Here is a 24,657-nt window from a genome sequence, read left to right as displayed (position 1 = left end):
TTATCTCACTTGCTTGCTTGTTTTAACATTATGCCATCAGTGCGATAGCTACTATTAAGCGCATCAACAACCGACTGTGGAATAAACCCTTGTGCAGAACCGACTACGGCCTTACTTTCTAGCCCAACAATACGTGCATTGACAAGTACACCACCTTGATGGTTTACAAGCGTACCGGCTAGTACATATTTAAAGTTTTGATCTTGATTTAGCTCTAAATAGTCGCGACTAAATACAAAGTCGCCTGTTGGGGTAACACGCATATAATCAGTTGTTTTAAAGTCAATAACGGGTACACCAAAGCTGTGTAATTCATGCATGAAGCTTTCTGCAATTTGGTTCCCTAGTAAGCTACCATCATTGTAGTCTTCATCTAAAAAAACAAAACTAGAAACAGCTAACGGTGTTTGTTCACTTACGTACTGTAAGTTTTCAACCATGTCTTGCATTATGCCGCGCACATAATGGTTAATATTTTTGCGCATTGGCGGTGTTGCTTTTGTGTAGTTATCTTGTGGAGCCATTCCTGACTGAAATAAGTTATCGTCAGAAACAGGTGCTGCAACGTCGCGTTGGTTACTCACCAGTTGGTTGCTTTGCTCACTTTGTGGTGTTGCGATGTCTGTATTCATTGTGCCTAGTATTTGAGAGCAACCAAAGCCCAGTGGTAAGCATAATGTAATTAATAGGTTTTTCATTTTGTGCTCCAAATTAGTATTCGCTTCGGTATAAAAGTCCGTCACGCTGCTGAATTTTCTCATTGCCCCACATTACATTAATTGGGATCTCGGTACTTCCCGCAGAGAGCACCTGTTTATTTTCTATATTCACAAGCCGTGCATTAACTATGTATGCATGCTGCTGGCGAGTCACTGTTCCTGTGATAACTAAGTCAATATTTTGGCGATTACGTAATTTACTTAAATCGCGACTTAAAATACTGTCTGAGTTTTCTGATAAAGAGAGGTTATTCCCAAGTCTGTACTCAACGGTGTGATAACCTAGTTGAGTAAATTGTGTAAGCAGACTTTCTTGGATCTGCTGACTTAAGCCTGAGGCCTGCCCTATCACTAATTTTGTATCTAGTGCATCTGCATAAAAGAAGCTACTAACGCCAACACGTGCATTAGCATTTAATGCTCCGTTTAGGTGGTTAAGTTGCGACGTTAAATTAACTACATAGTCATTAACCGTAAAAGGAGCCATGGCTGCTTTAGGTGCATCTGTAGGCACACTTGGTTCTGGCGGCGGCACCAAGTTACAAGCAGCTAAATTTAAAAATAATAAAGGCAGTAAAAGGCGCATAATTGCCATCCTCTTCAAAACATACTGAGGATAAAGCAATTTGTATGCCGACTTAGCTATTGTGCGATAAAGGGCTGATCTACGTAATAACTAACTAAACAATTTATATTTTGGCTCTTTAATTTTTGACAGTCACCCATAGCGTTTTTTTTGTCTATGTATGCGCCTAGCTTTAAACGGTTATACATAACTCCTTTTACATTTATTGTTTCAACATTCATCACAAAGTTATCGCCTAGTAAGCTAGGAAGCTTTTTTTGTAGTTGCCTAAAAGCTAAAGAGAGTTGTTCTTTTTGCGTTGTTGAAAGCACTTGTAAAGCAAATTTAGGATCAACTGGTTTTTTTAATTGTAAATTGGAGCGATTAATTTTGTTGGTATGAACGATTTCTGCTTTTATTACTGGTGCGTTTTTCTGCTCATTTTCTTTTGCAATTGTATTGAGTTGCGATATTAGTAAGCTTAAGTCTTCTTCAATAAGTAATAAACGCGCAAGTTCTGGCTTCATATTTTGCCACTGCTGGGAGCTCATTTTTAGAGTTTCAAGTTCTTGCTTTGTTATTTTTACGTAGCTTTTTTCGTCAGTTACGTTGGTCTGAGTAGCACCACCATCAATTGCTTTATTATTCGCACAACCATAACTTAGCAACATTGCACTGATTAAAAATATACATTGAACTCTTTTCATCCTAATTCCTTTAATGGAGTATTTTATGTGTTTCAACAACACACTTTAATCCTTGCGCTTTTACTGAGTCGCATACAGAAATAAGCTCTGGCGAACTGTTTGTTGCGTACGCTAAGGCTAAAATAAATTTATTTTTAGCTTTATCATGCATATAAAAAGCTTCTTGCTGCTCTATTCGTGGTTCTATTAAACGGTAATAAATTTTTAAGATATTTAACGAACTAAAACTTCCTGCATTGGCAATGCTTCCAGTTGTTGCACTGAGCGCCTTTAATGTTAAATCAACGCCCATTACTACATCTCCTTGAGGCGATAAATTAACTGTTATATTTTGAGTGTTTTTTAGCTGCTTGCGTTGTTTATATTCATCATCAATTACTGCTTTATACTGCCCCGGTTTAAGGTCTGTAAATAAGTAATAGCCATCATATGCTGCTTGAGTTTGTGCAACTTGATCCCCTTTCTCATTCAACAGCGCTATATTTGCAAAGGGTTGGATCTGTGTTGTATCACCTTTTTGTTGATAAACAACTCCCTCTACTTCACTGGCATTATTTAATGCGAAGTCCATATACTCTACAAAACCAGCCCTTGGTGTAATAGAAAAACCCTCATTAGCTGGTATTAAAAACGGATCTTCAAAACTATTTCTATCAAGTATTATATCTGTTGTACGATTTGCTGGCATTGAAGTTAATAGCGCAACGCCGTGTTCGTCTGTAATTGCTTGACGATAATTGTGAACGCCTTTTACTTTTACGCCGGCAACGCCGTGCTCATCATCATCCATAATACCGTTATTATTTTGATCTAAAAATACGCGTAACATTAAGCTACCCGTGTTAGTTAAGCTGCGCTTAGAGACAAAATATGTATTGTGTTCAACATCAAACCCTAAGCTAAAACGACTATAAATACCGAGCCGCCAATCATCGTTACTGTTGTAGTTTAAGTTACTCGTTAAACTAAACTTGTCGCTTTGCCAATTGAGCCCTAATTCGGTCGATTGAATATTATTACGAAGTGAATCAGTTAAAGTAAGTTCCGCTTGTAAATCTCGGCCCAAGTTACGGCTAAACTCAGCCTCGTAACTAACAAGCTCACTTACTGGCGATATACTATAATCTATACCAAACCTTGTGTAGGTTCTCCCAAAGCGCTTTTGAAAACGTGTTGTTCCAAAAGTACTCTCAGAGCTATCGTCTTGTTGCCACAGCAATTGGTTACTTAGTGCAAATCCTGAGTATGAGTAGTTGAACTGGTTGCGTACTTGTTTAAAACGCCCTCTAGTATCACTATCGTCATATAGGACGTTATTTTGATAAGAAAGGCGTCCATAAGTATTATTCATTAGCCCACCAGCTAAATTTATTTGGTAGCTGTTAAAATCTTGCTGCTGTTCGTCGGTACGATTTGTAGCGCTAAAAAGTAGTGATTGTTCGGCAATTTGAGTTCGGGCTGTAAATTCAAATTCTTGTTCATTGTTATTATTTTTTTCAACATTCGCATTTAATAATAATCGGTCAAATAAGCTTATGTTGGTACCAAATGCATACTTAAGTAGATCGTCATCTGTATTTTTTTGACCTGATGTAGCAGTGTATACAGATATATTATCTGTAAGCCCTTGCTCATATCTACCCGCAATTTGCCAACCCTGCCCCTGCGAGCTTGAAACATTGTTATTTAGTAACTGCTTGCCTTGTTCAGTAACCGACAATTCATAGTTACCTTGTCCCTGTTTCAGTTGATTTCCGTCCACAAAGTAATAATCACTTTTACGCTCAACTTGACCTTGAGGCCCATAAAAAATAAGCTCAAAATTATTAGCTCCAAATAATAGGTTTATATTATCAAAAATATAACGCCCATCTGCGAGGCTAAGCTGCTGGTCTATTAATATTTCATTACGATACAGCTCTACATCCCAACCTGGCTGTATAGCACCGCTTAAGTTAATTTGATTATTGACTATTTTTCTATTGGTTACATTATTAGAAACTTTAACACCTCGGGCATACTGACTACTGTAGCTATTACCAACTTGCGTGGCGATAACATCACCAAAAGATATTTCAGTAGGCATGAAGCCGTTTTTTATTTCTTTGTCTAAGTTTTGCTTTGTAAACGTTAACCTAGAGTTGGTAAGTAAGTCAGTACTTCGTCCAGACAAAAAATACTCTGCAGATAAATATGCAAAGTCTTGAGTGCCTAAAAGTGAATAGTTCGTAGAATGTCTATCATCGCTCGCGGTAAAATTTAGTTGTAAGTCGGCAACCGGAGAAGATAGCGCTTTATATGGGCTAGCTTTCCATGGCAGCGTAGGTGGCGATCTTTTGTTAGGTGATTTAAGGTTGCGCGACTGTCTGTATCTTTGTTGTTCAACCGGTAAGGGGCTCTCTGAGCTTATAAGTAATTCTAAATCTGGGTAATCAATATTAAACTCTAGATTTAAAGCATTATGTAAACTTTGAATATCTACATAAATATCATCTTCAATGGTAATTTGATTTTTTGCTAATAAGTAGCTCTGTGTAGGACTAGTAAATACAGCGGGTGTAACCGCTGCATTTAGAGAAAGAGGTTGTTGATTTGCTCCAACACCTTGAGCAATTCGATTGCTAGCATCAACATTCATTGCAAATTGTAGAATATCAAATAAGTCGCTTAAACTAACTTGTACACTTTGCTCGCTTTTAATTGCTGCAACTTCACCTAAGTAGTATGAGTTTAAATAAAGCGAAAGTATTAATAACTCGCCTGTGGCGATTCGCTGTTGCTGATTTTCTTTGTTTTTATAATCAATTACTTCAACGGGCTTAGTTAGCTTTAGTTCAATTGCGCGTAGTGTTGTTAAAGCATCCCCTACGGAAGAATTAGGATTAGCGATTACACTATTACTAAGCAAACTACTTATGCTTAGTAATAGTGCATACAATAAATTATTTAGCGTCATTCACTGTTAAAACATTAAGTGATTGTGAAGTTAAAGGCAGAGTGTATTGTGCAAATGTAAGGTCTTTATATTCTTGACTGCCTTCATATTTAAAAATGACTTTTCCTGCTTTATCTAAATTTTTGTCACTAAATAAACTAAGGGTTACAAACGCATTATCCACTTCTGGATAAATACTTAAATTACCAATTTCTGCAATTTTAACTTGCTCGTTATTACTATCAACAAAGTAAGCACTTAATTTACCGTAGCTACTAAACTTACCTTCTCGTTTTATATTCAATAAAAACTGAGGACGTTGATTGCTTTCATTTAGCACTAGTTTAGCATGCTCTATGGCAACTTCTGGCTGTTTCATGTCTTTACGTAACAAAATAGGAATGCTGTAGCTCATAATCATATTAACTTTTATTGAGCTTGTTTTATTAGTATTTTCACCAGGCAATGCTTGAAATAGAAGATGAGAGCGGTACTCACCAGAAGCTAGGCCTTTAGGTTTACGTATTGCTATTTTTACTGTTTGTTTTTCACCTGGTGCTAAACGCATTTGTTTTGGTGACAAACGTGCCATTGAACTTAAACTTTCGCTTGTAGCCTCTGCCAACTGTATGTAGCCACCGCTAGGTTGCGCTTGCTTCTCACTCCATAAAACACGATATGTTTGATATTCATCCCCCGTATTAATTACGGTAACTTTAGCGGTTCGTTGACGTTCATCAAAACTAATACGGGTTGGAGAGATAAGTAAATTTGCGTATGCATTTTTTCCTAAAATACATACACTCAGTGCGAGCAGCACTACAACTTTATAAAGCATGTTTTTCCTTTAGTAATCAATCGTAATTTCTAATTGGGTGTCAGTAATAAAACTACCATCTAAGTAACTTTGGCTAGTCCCTGTCGTTATTAAACGGCCACCTACTTTGAGTAAAAGCTCTCCAAATTCATCGCTAGTTTGCGTTCTTGGTAAATCCACTAATACAACCGAAAACTTGGCACTATTAGCTCCTAGCGCTTCACTTTGCAATGTAGAGTCACTCGTTTTGTTAAACGATATTTGAGTAAGGGGAGGTAAATCAGTAAATAAAAGTTCTGCGGGATTACCCTCAGTTAATACGTAAATACTACCAAATGTGATTATTTCACCTTCATGGCTAATGGTTATAGAGCTTAAAGTATTATTTTGAGGGATAACTAAAGTGCCAAAATTAAGCGCTTCTTGTTGTATGCTTGCGCTATAGGCTTGCTCGCTAAACATTAACGAAAGCCAAGCAGAAACATACAAAAAGCGCATTGTTTGTTTAAACACTAATTAATATGACACTTCAATATTAAAGCTACCAGAATACTCACCATCAGGGTAATCCACACTTGATGCGTTTGATGAAGTAGAAAGAGTCGCGCCTATATTAAATGATACAGCGCCATCAACGCCAGCTTGTAGGTTGGGCGTAGCACTTGTATATAATCCACCAGCATTAGTGCCGCTCGTTATAAAGTAAGTCCAAGCACCTACAGTAAAATCAGGTTCATTCAACCCTTGACCAGCTAAAGGTTGTACTAAAGTATTTAATGGGTCGCTAATGGTTAAAATAGAATTTGGTACTACATCTGAAACACTAAAAGCGCCCGCTTCACCACCTTCAATTATTGAGATACTCGCAGCGTTACCAGTTGGATTATCTTGTGAAGTAACATTGCTAGCAGCTGGATCAGGATTAACTGTCAGCGTTGCTTGTTCGGCGCCTAATGGATCTGAAATAGCACGAATAGTACCAAAATTTAAATCGTTATCTTTTGTGAGTACTACAGCATTTTGTACTGTTACTTTCGCTTCAAATGACTCTGTAGCAGCATAAGTGCTAAACGAGCTGACCACGGTGGCTACAGCTAATGCAGATAAATAAAACTTCATGCTAAATCCTTATAAGAAAATGGGCTTTATCAAATATTTGCCCAACTATAGTTAGTATCGACTATTAGTACAAATACTTTAATACTATATAAGTTTAAAAGGCCTAATTTATTAATTATATTGGTTTTCCGACAAAAGCAGCAATATTACATACTTGATCAAGCTGATTAGCTAAATAACAAAACGCACTTACTTGAGCATCGTTTTTAAATGGACCTACACGTAATCCATACAAAGTCATATTATTATTTTTACGTTCAAACATAGTAAAATTAAATTGAGTAAATGCACTGGGGTATAATTGCTTAAGCCTTTCGACTCTTGCTTTAACAAGCTCTGGCTTTAAATACCAACCAAGCTGTGCTCCAATTTTAGTTTCATCTGTTAAGGTGAGTTCTGAATTTTGTAAGTTTGGTGTTTTTACTTCGGGAGTGTTATTTAGTGCCGTCGGTTCCAAATTCTGTGAAGGCTGATTACCATAGGTGATATCGGTTTTACTTTGCATGAGTAAAGGAGGGTTTTCAGTTAATTCACTTCGAGACGATAACGCCATAATTAACAGCTGTAAATCATCTTCCATAGCAGTTAAACGACCAATGCTTTCTTGCTGTAAGTGCCACTGCGAAACATACTCTTTTACTTGTTTATCAGTAATTAAAGAATGCTGCACGCTCTCGTTATTTACAGTTGCGCTGCTACATCCATATAAATAAAAAGATAAGAATAAAACTGATATTAAATGACAAGACTTAAAATACCGCATTGCAAAATGCACTCTACTAACCAAGATAATAAATCAAAGCAAATTTTGCGCCACTTTATAGCAACTTTTTAATTAAGTAGTTTATTTTGAGGTAAGAAAAGCCATATCGATAACAAGGCAAAATTTCATCATTTAGTTGGTATCACTAATTGTTGCTGCATTGCTCTAACTCCGGCATACATGCCGTCGTATATCAAAAATTATTAGCGAAGTTAGCGTCAGGTCTAATCCTTCAAATTGATTAGGTATTATTGTAGATTGATATTACATGCTGTGCGCTAAAGCTTTACTGGCTTATCAGTGTAGTTACTTACTATGCAATCGAGTTTGTACAGTTTGAATACGTCACAGTCTGCTTTTGCATTTTTAAAGTTTTGGTAAGAGCCAAGTTTCAGCCTGTAAAACATTTTGTCGTTTATTTTGGCGGTTTCTACGTTAGTCAATATTTTGTCTCTAAACAACGGTGCTGCTTTAGTATTTAGCTCTTGCCATGCTTTAGCCACACCTTGCTCTGAGTCAACCGAAGCTACCTGTAAAGCAAATACATGTTTAGGTTTATTTAATTTTACAGTTTGTTTTTTATTACTGTAATTTTGTTTAACTTGTTGGCGTGACTTAACATTGCGTGTGTTACGTGGTGAGCGTACAGACTTGCTGCTATACCCTTGATTAGACTGTGCAATAGCTTTACTGTTTATAATATCGATATGATTTACGAGGTAAGTTATTTCTTTTTCTAATCTTAAAATTCGCTCTATGCCTTCACGAGCTTGTTGCCACTGCATTGCGGCATCTTTTAGCTGTGCAAGTTCAAGGGCTGTAATTGATACGTAGTCAGGCGAGTTACTTTGAGGTTGTTCATCAATGGTTTTTATTTCAGGCGAGACGCTGCATGCTGTACCAAATAAAAGCATTAGCAAGCTAAGTAAAAGCCCAATGTTATTTTTTTTATATATAAACATGTATTAGTTGTCCTGAAAGCAGTGTTTTTACACTACATTTCAGTTAAACATTCTCACAAGAAAGCGTTTAACTTTATTTAAGCTGTGAGCTATAAAACTTAGCTCTTCGCATGCTTGTCAGTATTTCGTAAAACACAACGTTGCATACTCCATCCCTTCCTTGAGAGCATTATTTAATACAAATTCAATGCCAATTAACACAAACTTTACAACATAAATAACAATATGTCTGTAATGACTTAAAAACTTTTATTTTAGAGCTATTCCTTTTCTTATTTTATTCTAGGGCCTGTTGACCTTTCAGGATTAAAATTTGTTCAATCTAGGGGCCATTTAATCGCGGCGCGAGGTTTGTAACCTAGTGGGCTCGATAACTGCTCCTGCGTTATTCTACTGGCTTACATCCATGTAAGAATAAGTAAAAACCGAGTAAAGCTTCCGCGTCCTGCTCACGCCCCTTACCTACATCCATGTAGGCAACAAAGAGTAAATTGCCCCGAGGCAGAACCCTTCGGGCAGCGCATGTTTGGCATTTATGCTACGTTATCGCCTATTTATGGGGAATAACCACACTACATAGGCTCTGCCTTGCTTAAATACCAAACAGCCTGCTGCAAATTTAACCTCGAAAGATAAACAGGCCCTGATAAAACTCATAAAAAAAGGCGCCGATATAGGCGCCTTTCATGTTTTACGTTAACTGTTAAATCAGTTTTTTGATAAATGATTTTAATTCATCGGCAAATTCGTCGCGACGAAGTGCAAATTCAATCGTTGCTTTTAAGTAACCAATTTTACTTCCACAATCGTGGCTACGGCCTTTTATAGCGTATGCATCTACTTTTTCGTGTTCCATTAACATCGCAATTGCGTCAGTTAATTGAATTTCGTCGCCTGCACCTTGCGGAGTTTTTGCAAGTAACGGCCAGATATTTTCGCTTAATACGTATCGACCCACTACAGCTAAGTTTGATGGAGCTTCATCTACTGGCGGCTTTTCTACCATATTAAGAATTGGCGAGCTTTCACCTTGCTTTAAGTCAACATCACCTAAATCAACCACACCAAACTGGTTCACTTGTGCCATTGGTACTGGTTCTACCATAATTTGGCTGTGCTTGGTTTTCTCAAAATTAGCGATCATTTCTGCTAAGTTATCTTTTTTAAGATCGCTCTCTACATCATCAATAATTACATCTGGTAAAATAACTACAAACGGTTCGTTACCAATAATAGGCGCTGCACAACTAATAGCATGGCCTAAGCCTTTTGCTTCACCTTGGCGTACGTGAATAATGGTTACGTCTTTAGGGCAGATTGCTTGCACTTCGGCAAGTAGTTGCCGCTTAACACGCTTTTCTAAAGTAGCTTCTAGTTCAAAACTTGTATCGAAGTGATTTTCGATTGAATTTTTACTTGAGTGCGTTACTAACACTATTTCTTTAATTCCTGCAGCAACGGCTTCGTTTACTACATATTGAATTAAAGGACGGTCTACCACTGGAAGCATTTCTTTAGGAATTGCTTTAGTGGCTGGTAACATACGAGTACCAAGGCCCGCTACTGGGATCACTGCTTTCATTTTATGTTTTCCTTAATCTTTTATTATACTGAAAATGGATATTGAATCGCTTCATGGCATTGATAGCCTATTACTTCAAAGTCGTCTCGTGTTACCCACGTTTCTATGTCTTCTAATGATTTAATTTTTGGATTAATTTTTAACTGAGGTGATTCAAATGGCTCACGCGTTAACTGCACGTCTCGCATCAGTTCAAGTTGGTTTTCGTAAATGTGTGCATTAGCAATTTTATGATACGCCTTACCCGCTTTGTGGCCGGTAATTTGAGCCACTAACGCAAGCAACACAAAACACTGAATTTGATTGAAATTAAGGCCGAGCGGTACATCACAGCTTCGCTGGTATGACGTTAAATATAGCGTATCGCCAAGTAGCGAAAAAGTGTGCGTATGCATACACGGCCGCAAACAACCAAGCTCAAACTCACCTGGATTATAAAACGTGATTATTTCACCACGGTCATCAATGCCATTTTTTAAGTTATTAATAACTTTGGAAAGCTGATCAAGCGTTGAGCCATCTGGACGTTGCCAACCACGGCCTTGTACGCCATAAACACGGCCCATATCGTCCTCGCCTTTACGGTAAGGATTATTAAGCCATGCGTTGTTATCGTTCGCGTTGGCATCCCATGTTTTACAGCCAATTTCACGAAACTGCTCAGCGCTGTCGTAACCACGTAAATATCCTAGTAACTCAGCAATCGCTGCTTTGTAGTAACTTTTTCGCGTCGTGATCATTGGAAACTTATTATTAGCCACATCGTATTCTAAATCGGCATTAATAACGGTTAAACAACGCGTACCTGTACGTTTGTTTTCGACCCACTGACCTTCGTCAACAATACGCTGACATAATTTTAAATATTGTTTCATGTTGTTTTTATTATGCCTTAGCTGTTTTAACGTGTTGTGGTTGCTTATATGCCCAAATTAATAAACCTAAGCCGCCTACAATCATAGGAAGTGACAATATTTGTCCCATTGAAATAAAGTCGGCAAATAAACCGAGTTGTGCATCGGGTTGGCGGAAATATTCAATACAGAATCTAAATACGCCGTAACCTAATAAAAACACACCGGCTACGCTGCCTGCTGGACGTGGTTTTTTAATAAACCATTGTAGGATTAAAAACAGCACTAAACCTTCAAAAAATGCTTCGTATAATTGCGATGGGTGACGCGCAAGCGGACCGCCCGTTGGAAATACCATTGCCCATGGCACGTCGGTAACTCGGCCCCATAACTCACCGTTTATAAAGTTACCAATACGCCCTGCTAATAAGCCAACAGGCACAAGCGGAGCAACAAAGTCGCCCACTTGAAGCAGTGACTTTTTACGCGTCCACGAAAAAATTGCGACGGCGGTTATAACGCCCAGCGTTCCACCATGAAACGACATACCACCCTGATCTATTCTAAATAAATATAATGGGTTTTCTATAAAGTAACTAAACTGGTAAAACAATACGTAGCCAATACGCCCGCCTAATATTACCCCTAACATGCCGTAAAACAGTAAATCGCTTACTTGGTCTTTAGTCCAACCTGAATTTGGTTTTGATGCTTGACGATTAGCAAACCACATTGCAAATGCAAAACCAATTAAATACATTAATCCGTACCAACGTACGCTTAGCGGTCCAACAGAAAAAATAATTGGATCAATTTGAGGGAATTCAAGTGCCATAAAAAATAAACCTTTAGCTAAAAACCATTTTAATTGCGATAACTACAAGCAGCACCGCGAAAACTTTCTTAATTGTATTAACAGGTAAATAGTGAGTTGCTTTGGCGCCAATAGGCGCAACAAACCACGAAGTAATAACAATTCCAAATAATGCAGGTAAATAAACAAACCCAGCAAAACCATGTTCTAAATCGGTAACCTGCCAGCCTGCGCTGATGTAACCAATAGAACCAAATAATGCGATAACAATTCCGCATGCGGCTGCGCAGCCAATTGCTTTTTTTATATCAACCGAAAAATAATTAAGCATCGGTACTATTAAAGCTCCGCCGCCAATCCCTATTAAACCTGATAACCCGCCCATTATTGCAGAAACGCCCCCTAAAATAGGACCTGCCGGCAACGGTTTTTCTGACATCGGTTTATTACGCGCGGAGAGCACCATTCTTGCTGCAATAAATACAACACTTATAGCAAACACTGTACGTAATATTTGTTCAGGGATTAAACTTGCTGCAAAGCCACTAATAAGTGCGCCTAAAGCCACACCCGACATAACCCACGGGGCGATTGCCCAAGGCACGTTATCATTTTTATGATGAGCCAGCGCTGAAGACGTTGAAGTAAATAAAATAGAAGCGAGTGAGGTTGCAATAGCAATTACTAATACATGTTCAGCCGACGTTACATTAAATGAGAGTAACAGAGTGCTTAGTACTGGAACGATAATTAAACCGCCGCCAATGCCTAGTAACCCAGCTAAAAACCCAACAATACAGCCTAGTAGTGCGCAGCTTGCGACTAACAAACCTAAGTCATACATAGTAATCTCAAGTACCCTTTGAAGGTTTATATATTAAAGGATTATAAAACTAATAGCATCTGTGTATGCAAATTAATTAGGTGTACAGTATTATTTGGGGGTGTAAAACAAATCACCTAATTTATGCTCTAGCATAAAGCTTCGCGTTAAACGTAGTACTTGTTTAGCTGTCGATTGCGCTAAACATTCACTTAGTAGTTGTTCCATGTCACTGACATTTAAACGCCTAAGTACCCACTTTACTTTATTAAGCGATGATAAGTTCATACTAAGGCGCCTGTAACCCATGGCAATAAGTAAAATAGCCCCTTCAGGATCGCCGCCTAGTTCACCACACAAACTAAATGGCAGTTCATATTGCTCACATTCGTGCGCCACTTTATTTAGTACTCTTAGTACACCAGGGTGATAAGGGTTAAAAAGTTCGGCTACACGTGCGTTAGCCCTGTCTACTGCTAATAAATACTGTGTTAAATCGTTACTACCTACTGAGCAAAAATCGACTTTTTTTGACCACTCTGGAAGCATAAATACACTTGAAGGTACTTCTAGCATTATTCCTATATCAGGTCTTTCTATGGTTTGCTCTGGGTATTTTTCACTTAACTCAAAATAAGCCTGCTCAAATAACGCAAGTGACTCATCAACTTCTTCAGTGCCACTGATCATAGGGAGCATTATTTTTAAATTACCCAAACCAATATTAGCTTTAAGCATCGCTTTTAGTTGATCTAAAAATAACTCTGGATGATCAAGACTAATACGAATGCCACGCCAACCTAAAAATGGGTTTTCTTCGGTAATATTAAAGTAATCAAGTACCTTATCGCCCCCAATATCCAATGTACGCATAACCACAGGATTAGGATGATAGCTAGTTAGTACTTCTCGGTACCAATTTTCTTGCTCTGATTGCGAAGGAAACTGACCCTTTTGCATAAACCACGCTTCGGTTCGATAAAGCCCCACACCGTCACAAATATGCGCGCTACTTTGCTCAGTATTAAGCTCAAGGCCTGCGTTTAATAATAAGCTAACATGTTCACCGTCAAGCGTAATTGATTCTGAGTCTTGCTCAGCTAAAAAGCGGTTATTTAGTAGGTTATCTTGATGCTGTAACTCTGTGTATTCGTCCATCAGCATTTGTGAAGGCGATATATATAAACGCCCAGCAAATGCATCTAAAATCATCGGTTTGCCATTAAACTGCAGTAGAGGTAAATCCTCTATACCCCAAATGGCAGGAATGCCCATCGCACGCGTTAATATAGAAGCATGGCTATTTGCAGAGCCATTTACGCTTACAACGCCTATTAAATGACCTTTTGGCACTTCAGCAAGCATGGCGGGTGTTAAGGTATTAGCAATTAAAATAGTGTTGGCCGGATAATTTTTAACAGCGTGCTCGGTATTTACAAGGTGGTGTAATACGCGAAGACCAATGTCTTTAACGTCAATAGCACGCTCTTTTATATAAGGGTCTTGCATGGCATTAAATTGAGATATTAAACGCTCTATTACAATTTTTAGGGCGCTTTTAGCACACCACCCTTCTTGTAATTGCATTTCAACATTATGCCCTAAACTTTTAGCATCAAGCAGTTGTTGATACACATCAAATACCGCAAGAGCTTCGTGCGGAATAGAATCGCTTAGCGTCATCGATAGGGTATTAAATTCTTTGCGCGTTGCAGCTACAGCTTGAGTAAACAAACGACGCTGCTCAGTGACGTCACTGTCTTTTAAAAGCTCAATAGATTTAAAATCAAGTTTTGGTAATACAACAAATGCTTGTCCTATACCTATTCCTGGCGCGCTCGATACACCTTTTAAAACAGACGTTTGATGAGATGATTCATCTTGGCGTAGTATTTCTTTAATTTCAGCATGCGCTAACTGTGACGCAAGTTGGGCAGAAAGCGTTATTAAAAACGACTCTTCGTCTTGGCTAAATACACGTGCCATCTTTTGTTGGACAACAATAACGCCCAGTACTTTTTTTTGATGAACAACGGGTACAGATAAAAAAGCGTTGTAGCCTTCTTCATTTACTTCGGGGGAGAGCTTAAAACGAGGATGCGATTTAGCAAATGCAATATTAATAGGTTCTTCACGTTGCGCTACTAGGCCAACTAAACCTTCGGTAAAACCAATTCTAAACTTACCTACCGCATCGGGGTTTAGCCCTTCGGTTGCCATAAGTACAAAATTGTCCTGGCTGTAATCTGCAAAATAAATGGAGCAGCACTGGGTTTTCATGGCATCTTTAACCATTTGCACAAAGCACACTAATGCGCTGTCTAAATTCGCTTGTCGCGATACAGACTCCGCAATAGATCTCAGTGTAGCCAGCATGTCCTGCTCCTTTATTTTATTCTGAATTAACTACCTTTTACTTCGCCAATGATCTTTATGTTGTTCTCTCTTATTAAAAGGCATGGCGAAAGGAGCAAACTCTTTCATTACACGTCGATAAACATCCCGTTTAAACGATACAACCTGTCTTACAGGATACCAATAACTTACCCAGCGCCAATCATCAAATTCAGGATGATGGGTTTTAAGTAAATTTACATCTTCGTCTTTACAGCGTAATTTTAGTAAAAACCATTTTTGTTTTTGCCCAATACACACCGGACTAGAGTCTCGGCGGATTAATCGTTTGGGTAATTTATAGCGTAACCAATGTTTTGAGCTTGCGACTATTTCTACATCTTCTGGTCGCAACCCTACTTCTTCGTGTAATTCACGGTACATGGTTTGTTCTGCAGTTTCGCCATCATCAACACCACCTTGGGGAAATTGCCAAGAGTGTTGACCATAACGTCTGGCCCAAAAAACCTGTCCCTGATTATTGCAAATCACAATTCCGACATTGGCACGAAAACCTTCGGCATCAATCACCTTAGTGCCTCATTTGTAAGTCGATTTTTAATGATTGTTCCACATTAGCCGCAATACGGCAAATACTATTATACCCAACCCGATTAGTAAGCTAAGTTTGAGCTTTTAGTACATTGATAAATTATGGAGAGTGGGTAAATATTTGGAAAATAACTTAACAAGGCTATTGCGGTTCTTGTTTTCCTCTAGTTACTCACAGTTTGTGCATAACTTTTGTAAAACACGCTCATTTTGCAAACAAATCCACAATATTAGATCTAAAAACTTGGCTTCTCCACAGATTCTGTGGATAAACATGTTCATATAGTTGTATTTATCCTTACAACTTTTAAATTGCTTAATCAAAACTGAATGTACAACATTAAAAAAACCAACTGAGTCAGTAACTTAAAGTAAAGCAGCTTAATTTCGATATGTTCAAAATTAACTCAAACAACAAGCGAGCAAAAAACACACAACTCTAGTGATATCCACGGCTTAGCCTATTTGCTATCATGGCTATGATATTTATACAACCGAAATTAAGAATACTAATTACGTTGAATTGATATTTATAATCGCAATAAAAAGTAGCTCAATAACAAAAAACTATCATATGCAGTTTCTCCGCATAAGTAATTTCAACGTAGTTAGTGAGTTGTTAAACCTCTATAATATTCATATTTTAATAAAATTGGCATGACATGCGACCTACAAAACCACACTCAATAAACGATTTAATGCAACGCGTTAATAATATTGCCGGATTAACTCTAGGGCAGCTTGCTAACAAGTATAATTTTAAAACGCCAGATGATTTACTGCGCGAAAAAGGTTGGACTGGTCAGTTAATTGAATATGTACTAGGTGCTACTGCGGGCTCAAAACCACTTCCTGATTTTGAAGATTTAGGAATTGAGCTAAAAACACTCCCTATTTCCTATAAAGGTAGGCCACTAGAAACGACCTTTGTATCGGTTACACCCTTAATGAACGTTACAGGAATGACGTGGCATACCAGCTCTGTACGTAAAAAACTAAATCATGTTTTATGGCTGCCAATTTTAAGCGAACGTGATATTGCCCCGTTTGATAGAACCATTGGCAGCGGCTTTTTGTGGCAACCCTCACCTGAACAGGACGCTTTATTACAGCGCGACTGGGAAGAGCAAATGGAGCTAATTGCGCTAGGTAGAGTCGACGAAATATCAGGCCATTTAGGCGATGCGATGCAAATACGCCCTAAAGCAGCTCATAGCAAAATAGTGACTGATGCTATTGGTCCAAATGGGCAAATAATTAAAACCCTACCCCGTGGCTTTTACTTAAAAACCAGTTTTACAGGTGATATTTTAAAGCAGCAGTTTCAGCTTTAACTGTGTTATAAAATATTAAAACTTAAGTAACCTTTAATATTATTGCCGCCACCCTCTTTCGCTCTGTGCGCGCGCCAGCAAGCTTAACCCTACAACTTATTCTCATATCTTTGAAAAAGTATCAGGCATAAAAAATCCCCGCTTATGCGAGGATTTTATCATCTAAAATTAAAAATTAGATTCTATATAAAATAGAATTACTGACCTTTAACTTCTTTAAGACCGTTGTACGGTGCTTTATCACCTAATTGCTCTTCAATACGTAGTAATTGATTGTACTTTGCAACACGGTCAGAACGGCTCAATGAACCTGTTTTAATTTGACCTGCAGCAGTACCAACCGCTAAATCAGCAATTGTTGAATCTTCAGTTTCACCAGAACGGTGAGAAATAACAACAGTAAAACCAGCATCTTTAGCCATTTTGATTGCAGCTAAAGTTTCAGTTAAAGAACCGATTTGGTTAAACTTAATTAAGATTGAGTTAGCAATACCGTTGTCGATACCACGTTTTAAAATCTTAGTATTTGTTACAAATAAATCATCACCTACTAATTGGATTTTATCACCCATTAGTTTAGTTTGATGTGCAAAGCCATCCCAATCAGACTCATCAAGACCATCTTCAATAGAAACGATTGGGTACTGATTAGTAAGATCTTGTAAGAAGAAGTTAAATTCTTCAGAAGTGAATTTTTTGCCTTCACCCTTAAGGTCGTAGATGTTTGCTTCTTTGTCGTAGAACTCAGATGCAGCACAATCCATCGCTAAAGTAATATCTTTACCTAGCTCGTAACCTGCGTTTGCTACAGCTACTTTAATTGCAGCAAGAGCCGCTTCGTTAGATGCAAGGTTTGGTGCAAAACCACCTTCATCGCCAACCGCTGTTGAATGACCATCAGCTTTAAGTACTTTAGCAAGGCTATGGAATACTTCAGCACCCATGCGTAGGCCTTCGCGGAAGTTTTTAGCGCCAACAGGTTGGATCATGAATTCTTGAATATCTACAGAGTTATCTGCATGCTCACCACCATTGATGATGTTCATCATTGGAAGTGGCATAGAGTAAACACCTGGCGTGCCGTTTAAGTCAGCGATATGTTCATAAAGCTCAACTTTTTTAGACTGTGCAGCTGCTTTCGCGGTTGCTAGTGATACAGCTAAGATTGCGTTTGCACCTAATTTTTCTTTATTTTCGGTACCGTCTAAATCTAGCATCACTTTATCTACAGCGCTTTGATCTAATGCACTTTGGCCTTTTAAAGCATCAGCAATTTCGTTATTGATATAACCAACTGCTTTTAATACACCTTTACCTAAGTAACGTGATTTATCACCGTCGCGTAACTCTAATGCTTCACGAGTACCAGTAGATGCGCCTGAAGGTGCTGCTGCACGACCCCAAGAGCCATCTGCTAAATGTACGTCTGCTTCAACAGTTGGGTTACCACGCGAGTCCATAATTTCGCGACCGATTACTTTTACGATTTCTGACATCTTGATTCCTCTATATTCCCAAAATGGTGAGTTCAGCTAACTTTACTACGTTTTATATAGCTTAGTCAGCCCTTAAAACAAAAAAGCCGTGCAATATGCACGGCTTTTAAAATTACGAATTCGCTTTTTGGTGGATATGCGCGGCTGCTACAAACCCTTCAAACAACGGATGACCATCACGTGGAGTTGACGTGAATTCCGGGTGGAACTGCGCGGCAATAAACCATGGGTGATCTTTATTTTCGATAATTTCTACCAGTTTTTTATCTTCTGATAAACCAGTAAAGCTTAAGCCTGCTTTTTCAAGTATTTCTACAAAGTTATTATTTACTTCGTAGCGATGACGATGACGTTCAACAATTTCGTCGCTGCCATATACTTCGCGTACTTTAGAACCTGGTGTTAAATGACATTTTTGTGCGCCTAAACGCATAGTGCCACCTAAATCAGATTTTTCGCTACGTGTTTCAACATTACCTTCAGCATCTAGCCATTCAGTAATTAAGCCAACTACTGGCGCTTCTGAATTTGCATTAAACTCTGTAGAGTTTGCATCCGTTAAGCCTGCAACATTACGTGCATATTCAATTAATGCTACTTGCATACCTAAACAAATACCTAGGTATGGTACTTTATTTTCACGTGCGTATTTAGCCGCTAAGATTTTACCCTCAACACCACGTCCGCCAAATCCACCTGGTACTAAAATAGCATCTAAGTGTGAAAGTAATTCAACACCTTTGTTTTCTAAATCTTGTGAATCTACGTATTGAATATTAATTGTTAAACGGTTTTTAAGGCCCGCATGCTTTAATGCTTCGTTAACCGATTTGTACGCATCTGGTAATTCAGTGTATTTACCAACCATACCAATTGTCACTTCACCCGTTGGGTTAGACTCTTGATAAAGTACTTGTTCCCACTCAGCTAAATCAGCTTCTGGTGGATCTAAGTGAAAACGACGACATACGAAGTTATCTAATTCTTGCGTTTTTAATAGCGCTGGAATTTTATAAATGCTGTCTACGTCAGGTAATGAAATAACCGCTTTTTCTTCTACGTTTGTGAATAATGAGATTTTTGCACGCTCATTATTAGGTAGTTTACGGTCTGAACGACAAATAAGAATATCTGGCTGAATACCTACTGAGCGTAACTCTTTAACAGAGTGCTGAGTTGGTTTTGTTTTAACTTCACCTGCAGGGCCTAAAAATGGCACTAACGTTAAGTGAATAAATAGCGCGCGTTCGCGGCCAATTTCAGTTCCCATCTGACGAATTGCTTCAATAAACGGTTGTGATTCTATATCACCTACAGTGCCGCCAATTTCTACAATAGCAATATCATAACCTTCAGCACCGTCGTATACACGTTGCTTAATATCGTTAGTGATATGTGGAATAACCTGAATAGTAGCGCCTAAGTATTCACCACGGCGCTCACGACGTAATACGTCTTCATATACACGGCCTTGTGTGAAGTTATTACGACTAGTCATTTTGGTACGAATAAAACGCTCGTAGTGACCTAAATCAAGGTCAGTTTCTGCGCCGTCTTCTGTAACGTAAACTTCACCGTGTTGAATTGGGCTCATTGTGCCTGGGTCAACGTTGATGTAAGGATCCAGCTTTAAAATGGTAACATTTAAACCACGGGCTTCTAAAATAGCGGCCAGTGAAGCTGCGGCAATACCTTTACCCAACGAAGAAACAACTCCGCCAGTAACGAAGATAAATTTTGTACTCATGCGAACCCTAGAATATCAGGAATTAAAAGGAATATAACACCCAAAGAAGAGCCTAAGGGTATATCATCAAGACGGGGCGAAATTGTACCAAAACACTGCTTATCAATCCAGCTAAAATTAGCTAATGCGCGCACAAAAAATGTGCACTATTTAACATTAAGCCTATTTTACTTTTTTAATCGCATCCCATGCGCTGTCCATTTCTTCAAAGGTGGCTGTATCTAAGCTTTTACCTTGCGCATGCAAATAGGCGTTTACCTTTTCAAAACGCGCTGAAAACTTATCATTAGCGCTACGAAGCAGTTGTTCGGGATCTCGTTTAACATGGCGTACAACATTAACAGTGGCAAAAAGTAAGTCGCCGAGCTCTTCCGCTGTATGATCAGATAACGGGTCTTGCTCAATCGCTTCTTTTACTTCAAGCACTTCTTCGCTCACTTTATCAAGTGCACCATGATACGTTGGCCAATCGAAACCTAGTGAGGCAACCCGTTGTTGAATTTTTTTGGCTTTACTTAAGCTTGGCATATTGGCAGGAATATCTTGCCAAAAAGAAGGTGATTCTGTTTGCGCTTTAGCACTGCGCTCTTGTGCTTTGATTGTTTGCCACTGGTGCGATAGCTGCTTATCTGTTAGCTCTTTTTTATCACCAAATACATGCGGGTGACGACGTGTAAGCTTATCGTTTAATTGCTCCACTACATCATTAAAATCAAATAGATTTTGCTCTTGTGCAAGCTGCGCATAAAAAATAATTTGAAATAACAAATCACCCAATTCACCTTTAAGCTCATCTAAGTTGCCTGACTCAATACAGTCGGCAACTTCGTATGCTTCTTCTAGTGTATGCGGCACAATAGATTTAAAATCTTGTTTGAGATCCCACGGGCAACCGCCCTTGGGATCTCGCAGTGTTTTCATTATGCTAAGAAGTTGTGTAAGCGCTGCATTATCATTCATGATTAATGACCACGCTTGGCATCGTGTACACCTTCAATTTGGTGTAACTTAGAAAGAACACGGTTAGTACCCGATAAGTCATGTACTTCTATTTGCATCGTAAATATAGCTAACTGATTATCTTCAACCGTATTTACGTTCATATTTAAAACATTTACTTTTTCGTTAGCAAGTACTGAGCTTATATCGCGTATTAGGCCTGAACGATCGGTTGCTTCTATTTTAATACTTAGTGCGTACGAGCCGTTGATATCATCAGACCAACTTACCGAAATAACACGCTCTGGATGCTGATTTTTTAAGTTATTAAACGAATCACAGTCTTCCTTATGAACACCTATTCCTCGACCTTGCGTTATATAACCTATTATCTCATCGCCAGGGACAGGACGACAGCATTTGGCTACATGGCTCATTAAGCTACCAACGCCATCAACCACTATGCCGTTTTTGTCACCGGTTACTTTGCTAGGCGCTTTAATACGAATAACCGGTTCATCTTCTGTCCGATCACTTACAAAGTTAAGCATTTGATTGAGGCGTACATCGCCCGCACCAATTGCAACCATTAAGTCATCAAGTTCTTTAAAGTTAAAACGCTTGATGGCTGGCTCTAAATCTTTGTATGTTAAATTAAGCTTTTGTAATTCACTGTCGAGAATTTCTTTCCCCGCACTTAAGTTTTTGTCGCGGTCGAGCTGTTTAAACCAGTGATGAATTTTAGCTCTAGCACGCGATGACTTAATATACCCTAATGATGGGTTTAACCAATCACGACTTGGATTTGGTTGTTTTTGGGTCAGTATTTCTACCTGATCCCCAGTTGTAAGTTGATGCGTGAACGGCACTATTTTGCCGAATATTTTTGCACCAATACAACGATGCCCCACATTTGAGTGAATGTAGTAAGCAAAATCAAGCGGTGTAGCGCCAAGTGGTAAATCAATAATATCGCCGCTTGGGGTAAATATGTATACGCGATCTTCTACTACTTGGTTTTTAAGCTCTTCAGCTAAATCACCACCATCGACTACTTCTTCTTGCCATTGAAGTAACTTACGCAACCAGCTAATTTTTTGCTCATAACCCGAGCCGCGTCCCGGTAATGCACCTTCTTTGTACATCCAGTGTGCAGCCACACCCAACTCAGCATCTTGATGCATATCGCTGGTACGAATTTGTATTTCTACTGTTTTACCTTCAGGCCCAAATACTACGGTATGGATTGACTGATAGCCGTTTTGTTTTGGGGTTGCTACATAGTCGTCAAACTCTTTATTAAGATGACGCCAATTGGTGTGCACAATACCCAGCGCTCCATAACAATCTTGTAGGCGTTCAACAACGATACGCATTGCACGAATATCAAAAAGCTGATCAAACTCGTAGTTTTTTTGCTGCATTTTTTTATAAATGCTGTAAATGTGCTTGGGGCGGCCATAAACTTGGGCCTCTATGCCCGCTTCACTTAAACGGTTTTTTACTTGCTCAACCATATCTTCCATATAGGCTTCGCGCGTAAGACGTTTGTCGTCAAGTTGTTTGGCTATGCTTTTATAGGTGCCTGGGTGCAAATATCTAAACGATAAATCTTCCAGTTCCCACTTTAATTGCCCTATTCCTAATCTGTTTGCCAATGGTGCAAAAATATCAGCCGTTTCTTTAGCGGCAATGACGCGGTCTTCTTCATCCGCATTTTTTACATTACGTAAATGACATACCTGCTCGGCAAGCTTAATGACCACGGCGCGCACATCTTCAACCATGGTTAATAACATTTTTCGAATATTATCAACTTGCATAGTTCCTTTACCTTGATGCGATAAAGTACTAATAGTGGCCATTTGTGCAACCCCAGTTAACAGCATGGCTATATTACTACCAAGCTGCTCTTCTATGGTTTCAAGTGATATTAAATCGTTTAAAAAATACGGGGTTAAATACGCAGTAGCTAACGATTCGGGGTCGAGATTTAGCTCAGCTAAAATTTCAACCATTTCGATTGCAGTAGTTTGCCTGCTTTCATTATCACATTTTACGCAGAGCGCTTGCGCTTTAGTAAGTAGCTCTGTTTTTTCTTCAGACAAGGCAAGAAATGAAAGCCGAGTGCTAAAATCTGTTGTCTCATCTTGTTGATGTGATTGTCGTGTAGCTACCATAATGCGTTCTACCTCCGTTGAAATAACGCCATAGTTTCAATATGCCCTGTATGAGGAAACATATTCATTAGCCCAATTTTATTAAGATCAAAGCCAGCTTGTGAAATAATTGCGCTGTCACGGGCTAAAGTAACAGGGTCACAAGAGACATATAAAATAGTTTTAAACTGCTTTAAAGATAATTGCTCTAATACAGCCATTGCACCAGTCCTAGAAGGATCGAGTACAAGCACATGTAAGTTTTTACTAAACCATGGGGCGCTCTGTATGCTTTGCGTTAAATCAAAGCAATGAAACTGCGCATTGGTAATAGAGTTAGTTTGCGCATTTTGAGCAGCCATTGCAACCGCTGAAGTCACACCTTCTACGCCAATTACAGATTTTGCTTGTTTTGCCAACACTAATGAGAAATTACCAATGCCACAAAATAAATCCAATAAATTTTCATCACCTTTTAAATCAAGCCAATTTGCGGCTTGCTTTAACATAGCTTCGTTAACTTGCGCATTTACCTGAATAAAATTACCTAAACCAAATTCAAATTTTAGATCAAACTCTTTAAGATAATAAAACGGCATGGCTAAGTGTGAATGCTCAATTACATCGCTCTCGCTTTGCCATACAACTTCAAACTGTTGGCTTTTTGTTATGTGCTCAACCAAAGCCTTTGTATCATCGTTAATTGCTTTAGTGTGACGAATAACAACAAAGTTTTTCTCATCACTTTGGCATAACTGTAAATGGCTTATACTGTGCAGCGCTTTGTGTTGATTAATTAAACCATCAAAAAGTGTAAAAACATCTGCAAATACTTCATCAAGTACTGTACATTTATTAATACTGACAATATTTTTTGAACCACTGGCTCTGTAACCCACACGCATTTTTTTTGCTGCTTTATCAAACATAACGGCTATGCGAGCGCTGCGCCTGTAATGCACAGACTTACTTAATAATGGAGCTTGCCAGTTTAAGCTGTTTAATTTAGCAAACTTACTAAATAGCTGAGTAACTGCAGTTTGTTTTTCTACAACTTGTTGGCTTACTTCTAAATGCTGTAATTGGCAGCCACCACACTGATTATAGTGCTCACAAAAAGCGTCTACTCTTGATTCACTCGCTTTAATAACTTTAATTACTTTTGCACTGCTGTATTTAGCTTTATCTTCGACGAGCATTGCTTTAACTGTTTCATTTGGTAATGCACCGCTTACAAAGCATACTTTATTATTATGCTTAGCAATGCCACGCCCTTGATGATCCATTCCCGTTATATTTAATTCTAATGTTTGTTGCTTAAGCGGTTTTTTTTTCGCTTTAAAAATTTGCGCCATTAGGCATTACCTTCAGTTTAT

21 protein-coding genes are annotated in these 24,657 nt (G+C 38.6%); 1 reads left to right on the top strand and 20 read right to left on the bottom strand.

The genetic code is table 11. The features are described from left to right. Positions 1 to 5: 5 nt before the first annotated feature. The 15 genes from I6F48_RS01950 to rppH all read right to left on the bottom strand — a co-directional run bounded on the left by I6F48_RS01950 (position 6) and on the right by rppH (position 15,585). Positions 6 to 698 (bottom strand): FlgO family outer membrane protein, encoded by a 693-nt coding sequence (locus I6F48_RS01950; protein ID WP_197118689.1) that lies wholly within the window; start codon positions 696 to 698, stop codon positions 6 to 8. Positions 699 to 711: 13 nt separating this feature from the next. Beyond that, on the bottom strand, positions 712 to 1,305 hold the full coding sequence (locus I6F48_RS01945) for a FlgO family outer membrane protein (RefSeq protein WP_197118688.1): 594 nt from the start codon (positions 1,303 to 1,305) through the stop codon (positions 712 to 714). A 56-nt stretch (positions 1,306 to 1,361) separates the two neighbouring features. Next, a complete protein-coding gene (locus tag I6F48_RS01940; protein ID WP_197118687.1) occupies positions 1,362 to 1,991 on the bottom strand; it encodes an SPOR domain-containing protein in 630 nt (209 codons plus the stop codon). A 10-nt stretch (positions 1,992 to 2,001) separates the two neighbouring features. After that, on the bottom strand, positions 2,002 to 4,947 hold the full coding sequence (locus tag I6F48_RS01935) for an MSCRAMM family adhesin SdrC (RefSeq protein ID WP_231615166.1): 2,946 nt from the start codon (positions 4,945 to 4,947) through the stop codon (positions 2,002 to 2,004). Further along, a complete protein-coding gene (locus I6F48_RS01930) occupies positions 4,934 to 5,764 on the bottom strand; it encodes a fimbrial biogenesis chaperone (protein ID WP_197101080.1) in 831 nt (276 codons plus the stop codon). Before I6F48_RS01930 ends, I6F48_RS01935 begins: the two co-directional genes overlap by 14 nt. A gap of 9 nt (positions 5,765 to 5,773) precedes the next feature. Then, positions 5,774 to 6,256: a DUF4402 domain-containing protein gene (locus tag I6F48_RS01925; RefSeq protein WP_197101082.1), complete on the bottom strand. Its 483-nt coding sequence runs from the start codon at positions 6,254 to 6,256 to the stop codon at positions 5,774 to 5,776. Between the two features lie 3 nt (positions 6,257 to 6,259). Next, the gene (locus tag I6F48_RS01920) at positions 6,260 to 6,862 is read right to left on the bottom strand and encodes a DUF4402 domain-containing protein (RefSeq protein ID WP_165727552.1); all 603 of its coding nucleotides are present in this window, start codon (positions 6,860 to 6,862) and stop codon (positions 6,260 to 6,262) included. A gap of 115 nt (positions 6,863 to 6,977) precedes the next feature. Next, complete coding sequence (locus I6F48_RS01915; RefSeq protein ID WP_165721033.1) at positions 6,978 to 7,532, bottom strand: SPOR domain-containing protein; 555 nt, start codon at positions 7,530 to 7,532, stop codon at positions 6,978 to 6,980. Between the two features lie 371 nt (positions 7,533 to 7,903). After that, entirely contained in the window at positions 7,904 to 8,587 is a 684-nt protein-coding gene (locus tag I6F48_RS01910; RefSeq protein WP_024592961.1) for an SPOR domain-containing protein, read from the bottom strand. A 703-nt stretch (positions 8,588 to 9,290) separates the two neighbouring features. Continuing rightward, positions 9,291 to 10,169, bottom strand: coding sequence for a UTP--glucose-1-phosphate uridylyltransferase GalU (gene galU / locus I6F48_RS01905; RefSeq protein WP_007583126.1), 879 nt, complete (start codon positions 10,167 to 10,169; stop codon positions 9,291 to 9,293). A 23-nt stretch (positions 10,170 to 10,192) separates the two neighbouring features. After that, entirely contained in the window at positions 10,193 to 11,044 is an 852-nt protein-coding gene (locus I6F48_RS01900) for a thymidylate synthase (RefSeq protein WP_197118686.1), read from the bottom strand. Between the two features lie 10 nt (positions 11,045 to 11,054). Beyond that, positions 11,055 to 11,858: a prolipoprotein diacylglyceryl transferase gene (gene lgt, locus I6F48_RS01895; protein ID WP_007583122.1), complete on the bottom strand. Its 804-nt coding sequence runs from the start codon at positions 11,856 to 11,858 to the stop codon at positions 11,055 to 11,057. Between the two features lie 13 nt (positions 11,859 to 11,871). Next, entirely contained in the window at positions 11,872 to 12,681 is an 810-nt protein-coding gene (locus tag I6F48_RS01890; protein WP_197118685.1) for a sulfite exporter TauE/SafE family protein, read from the bottom strand. 90 nt (positions 12,682 to 12,771) lie between these two features. Next, a complete protein-coding gene (gene ptsP, locus I6F48_RS01885; RefSeq protein ID WP_165727554.1) occupies positions 12,772 to 15,036 on the bottom strand; it encodes a phosphoenolpyruvate--protein phosphotransferase in 2,265 nt (754 codons plus the stop codon). 30 nt (positions 15,037 to 15,066) lie between these two features. Then, on the bottom strand, positions 15,067 to 15,585 hold the full coding sequence (gene rppH / locus I6F48_RS01880) for an RNA pyrophosphohydrolase (RefSeq protein WP_002958704.1): 519 nt from the start codon (positions 15,583 to 15,585) through the stop codon (positions 15,067 to 15,069). Positions 15,586 to 16,268: 683 nt separating this feature from the next. Here rppH and mutH point away from each other — a divergent pair. Beyond that, a complete protein-coding gene (mutH, locus tag I6F48_RS01875; protein ID WP_024589993.1) occupies positions 16,269 to 16,940 on the top strand; it encodes a DNA mismatch repair endonuclease MutH in 672 nt (223 codons plus the stop codon). 197 nt (positions 16,941 to 17,137) lie between these two features. Here mutH and eno read toward each other — a convergent pair whose 3' ends face one another. The 5 genes from eno to rlmD all read right to left on the bottom strand — a co-directional run bounded on the left by eno (position 17,138) and on the right by rlmD (position 24,636). Beyond that, complete coding sequence (eno, locus tag I6F48_RS01870) at positions 17,138 to 18,436, bottom strand: phosphopyruvate hydratase (RefSeq protein ID WP_024589994.1); 1,299 nt, start codon at positions 18,434 to 18,436, stop codon at positions 17,138 to 17,140. A gap of 112 nt (positions 18,437 to 18,548) precedes the next feature. After that, positions 18,549 to 20,183 carry a CTP synthase gene (locus tag I6F48_RS01865; protein ID WP_010553216.1) on the bottom strand — a complete coding sequence of 545 codons (1,635 nt, stop codon included), beginning with the start codon at positions 20,181 to 20,183 and terminating at the stop codon, positions 18,549 to 18,551. A 162-nt stretch (positions 20,184 to 20,345) separates the two neighbouring features. Beyond that, positions 20,346 to 21,143 carry a nucleoside triphosphate pyrophosphohydrolase gene (gene mazG, locus I6F48_RS01860; protein ID WP_165727555.1) on the bottom strand — a complete coding sequence of 266 codons (798 nt, stop codon included), beginning with the start codon at positions 21,141 to 21,143 and terminating at the stop codon, positions 20,346 to 20,348. Positions 21,144 to 21,145: 2 nt separating this feature from the next. Continuing rightward, positions 21,146 to 23,302 (bottom strand): GTP diphosphokinase, encoded by a 2,157-nt coding sequence (gene relA / locus I6F48_RS01855; protein WP_010553214.1) that lies wholly within the window; start codon positions 23,300 to 23,302, stop codon positions 21,146 to 21,148. An 8-nt stretch (positions 23,303 to 23,310) separates the two neighbouring features. Beyond that, positions 23,311 to 24,636 (bottom strand): 23S rRNA (uracil(1939)-C(5))-methyltransferase RlmD, encoded by a 1,326-nt coding sequence (gene rlmD / locus I6F48_RS01850; protein WP_165739867.1) that lies wholly within the window; start codon positions 24,634 to 24,636, stop codon positions 23,311 to 23,313. Positions 24,637 to 24,657: the final 21 nt, after the last annotated feature.

The sequence above is a fragment of the Pseudoalteromonas sp. SWYJ118 genome (assembly GCF_015864505.1).
Taxonomy (GTDB): Bacteria; Pseudomonadota; Gammaproteobacteria; order Enterobacterales; family Alteromonadaceae; genus Pseudoalteromonas; species Pseudoalteromonas arctica.
This window is presented reverse-complemented; position numbering and strand designations above follow the sequence as displayed.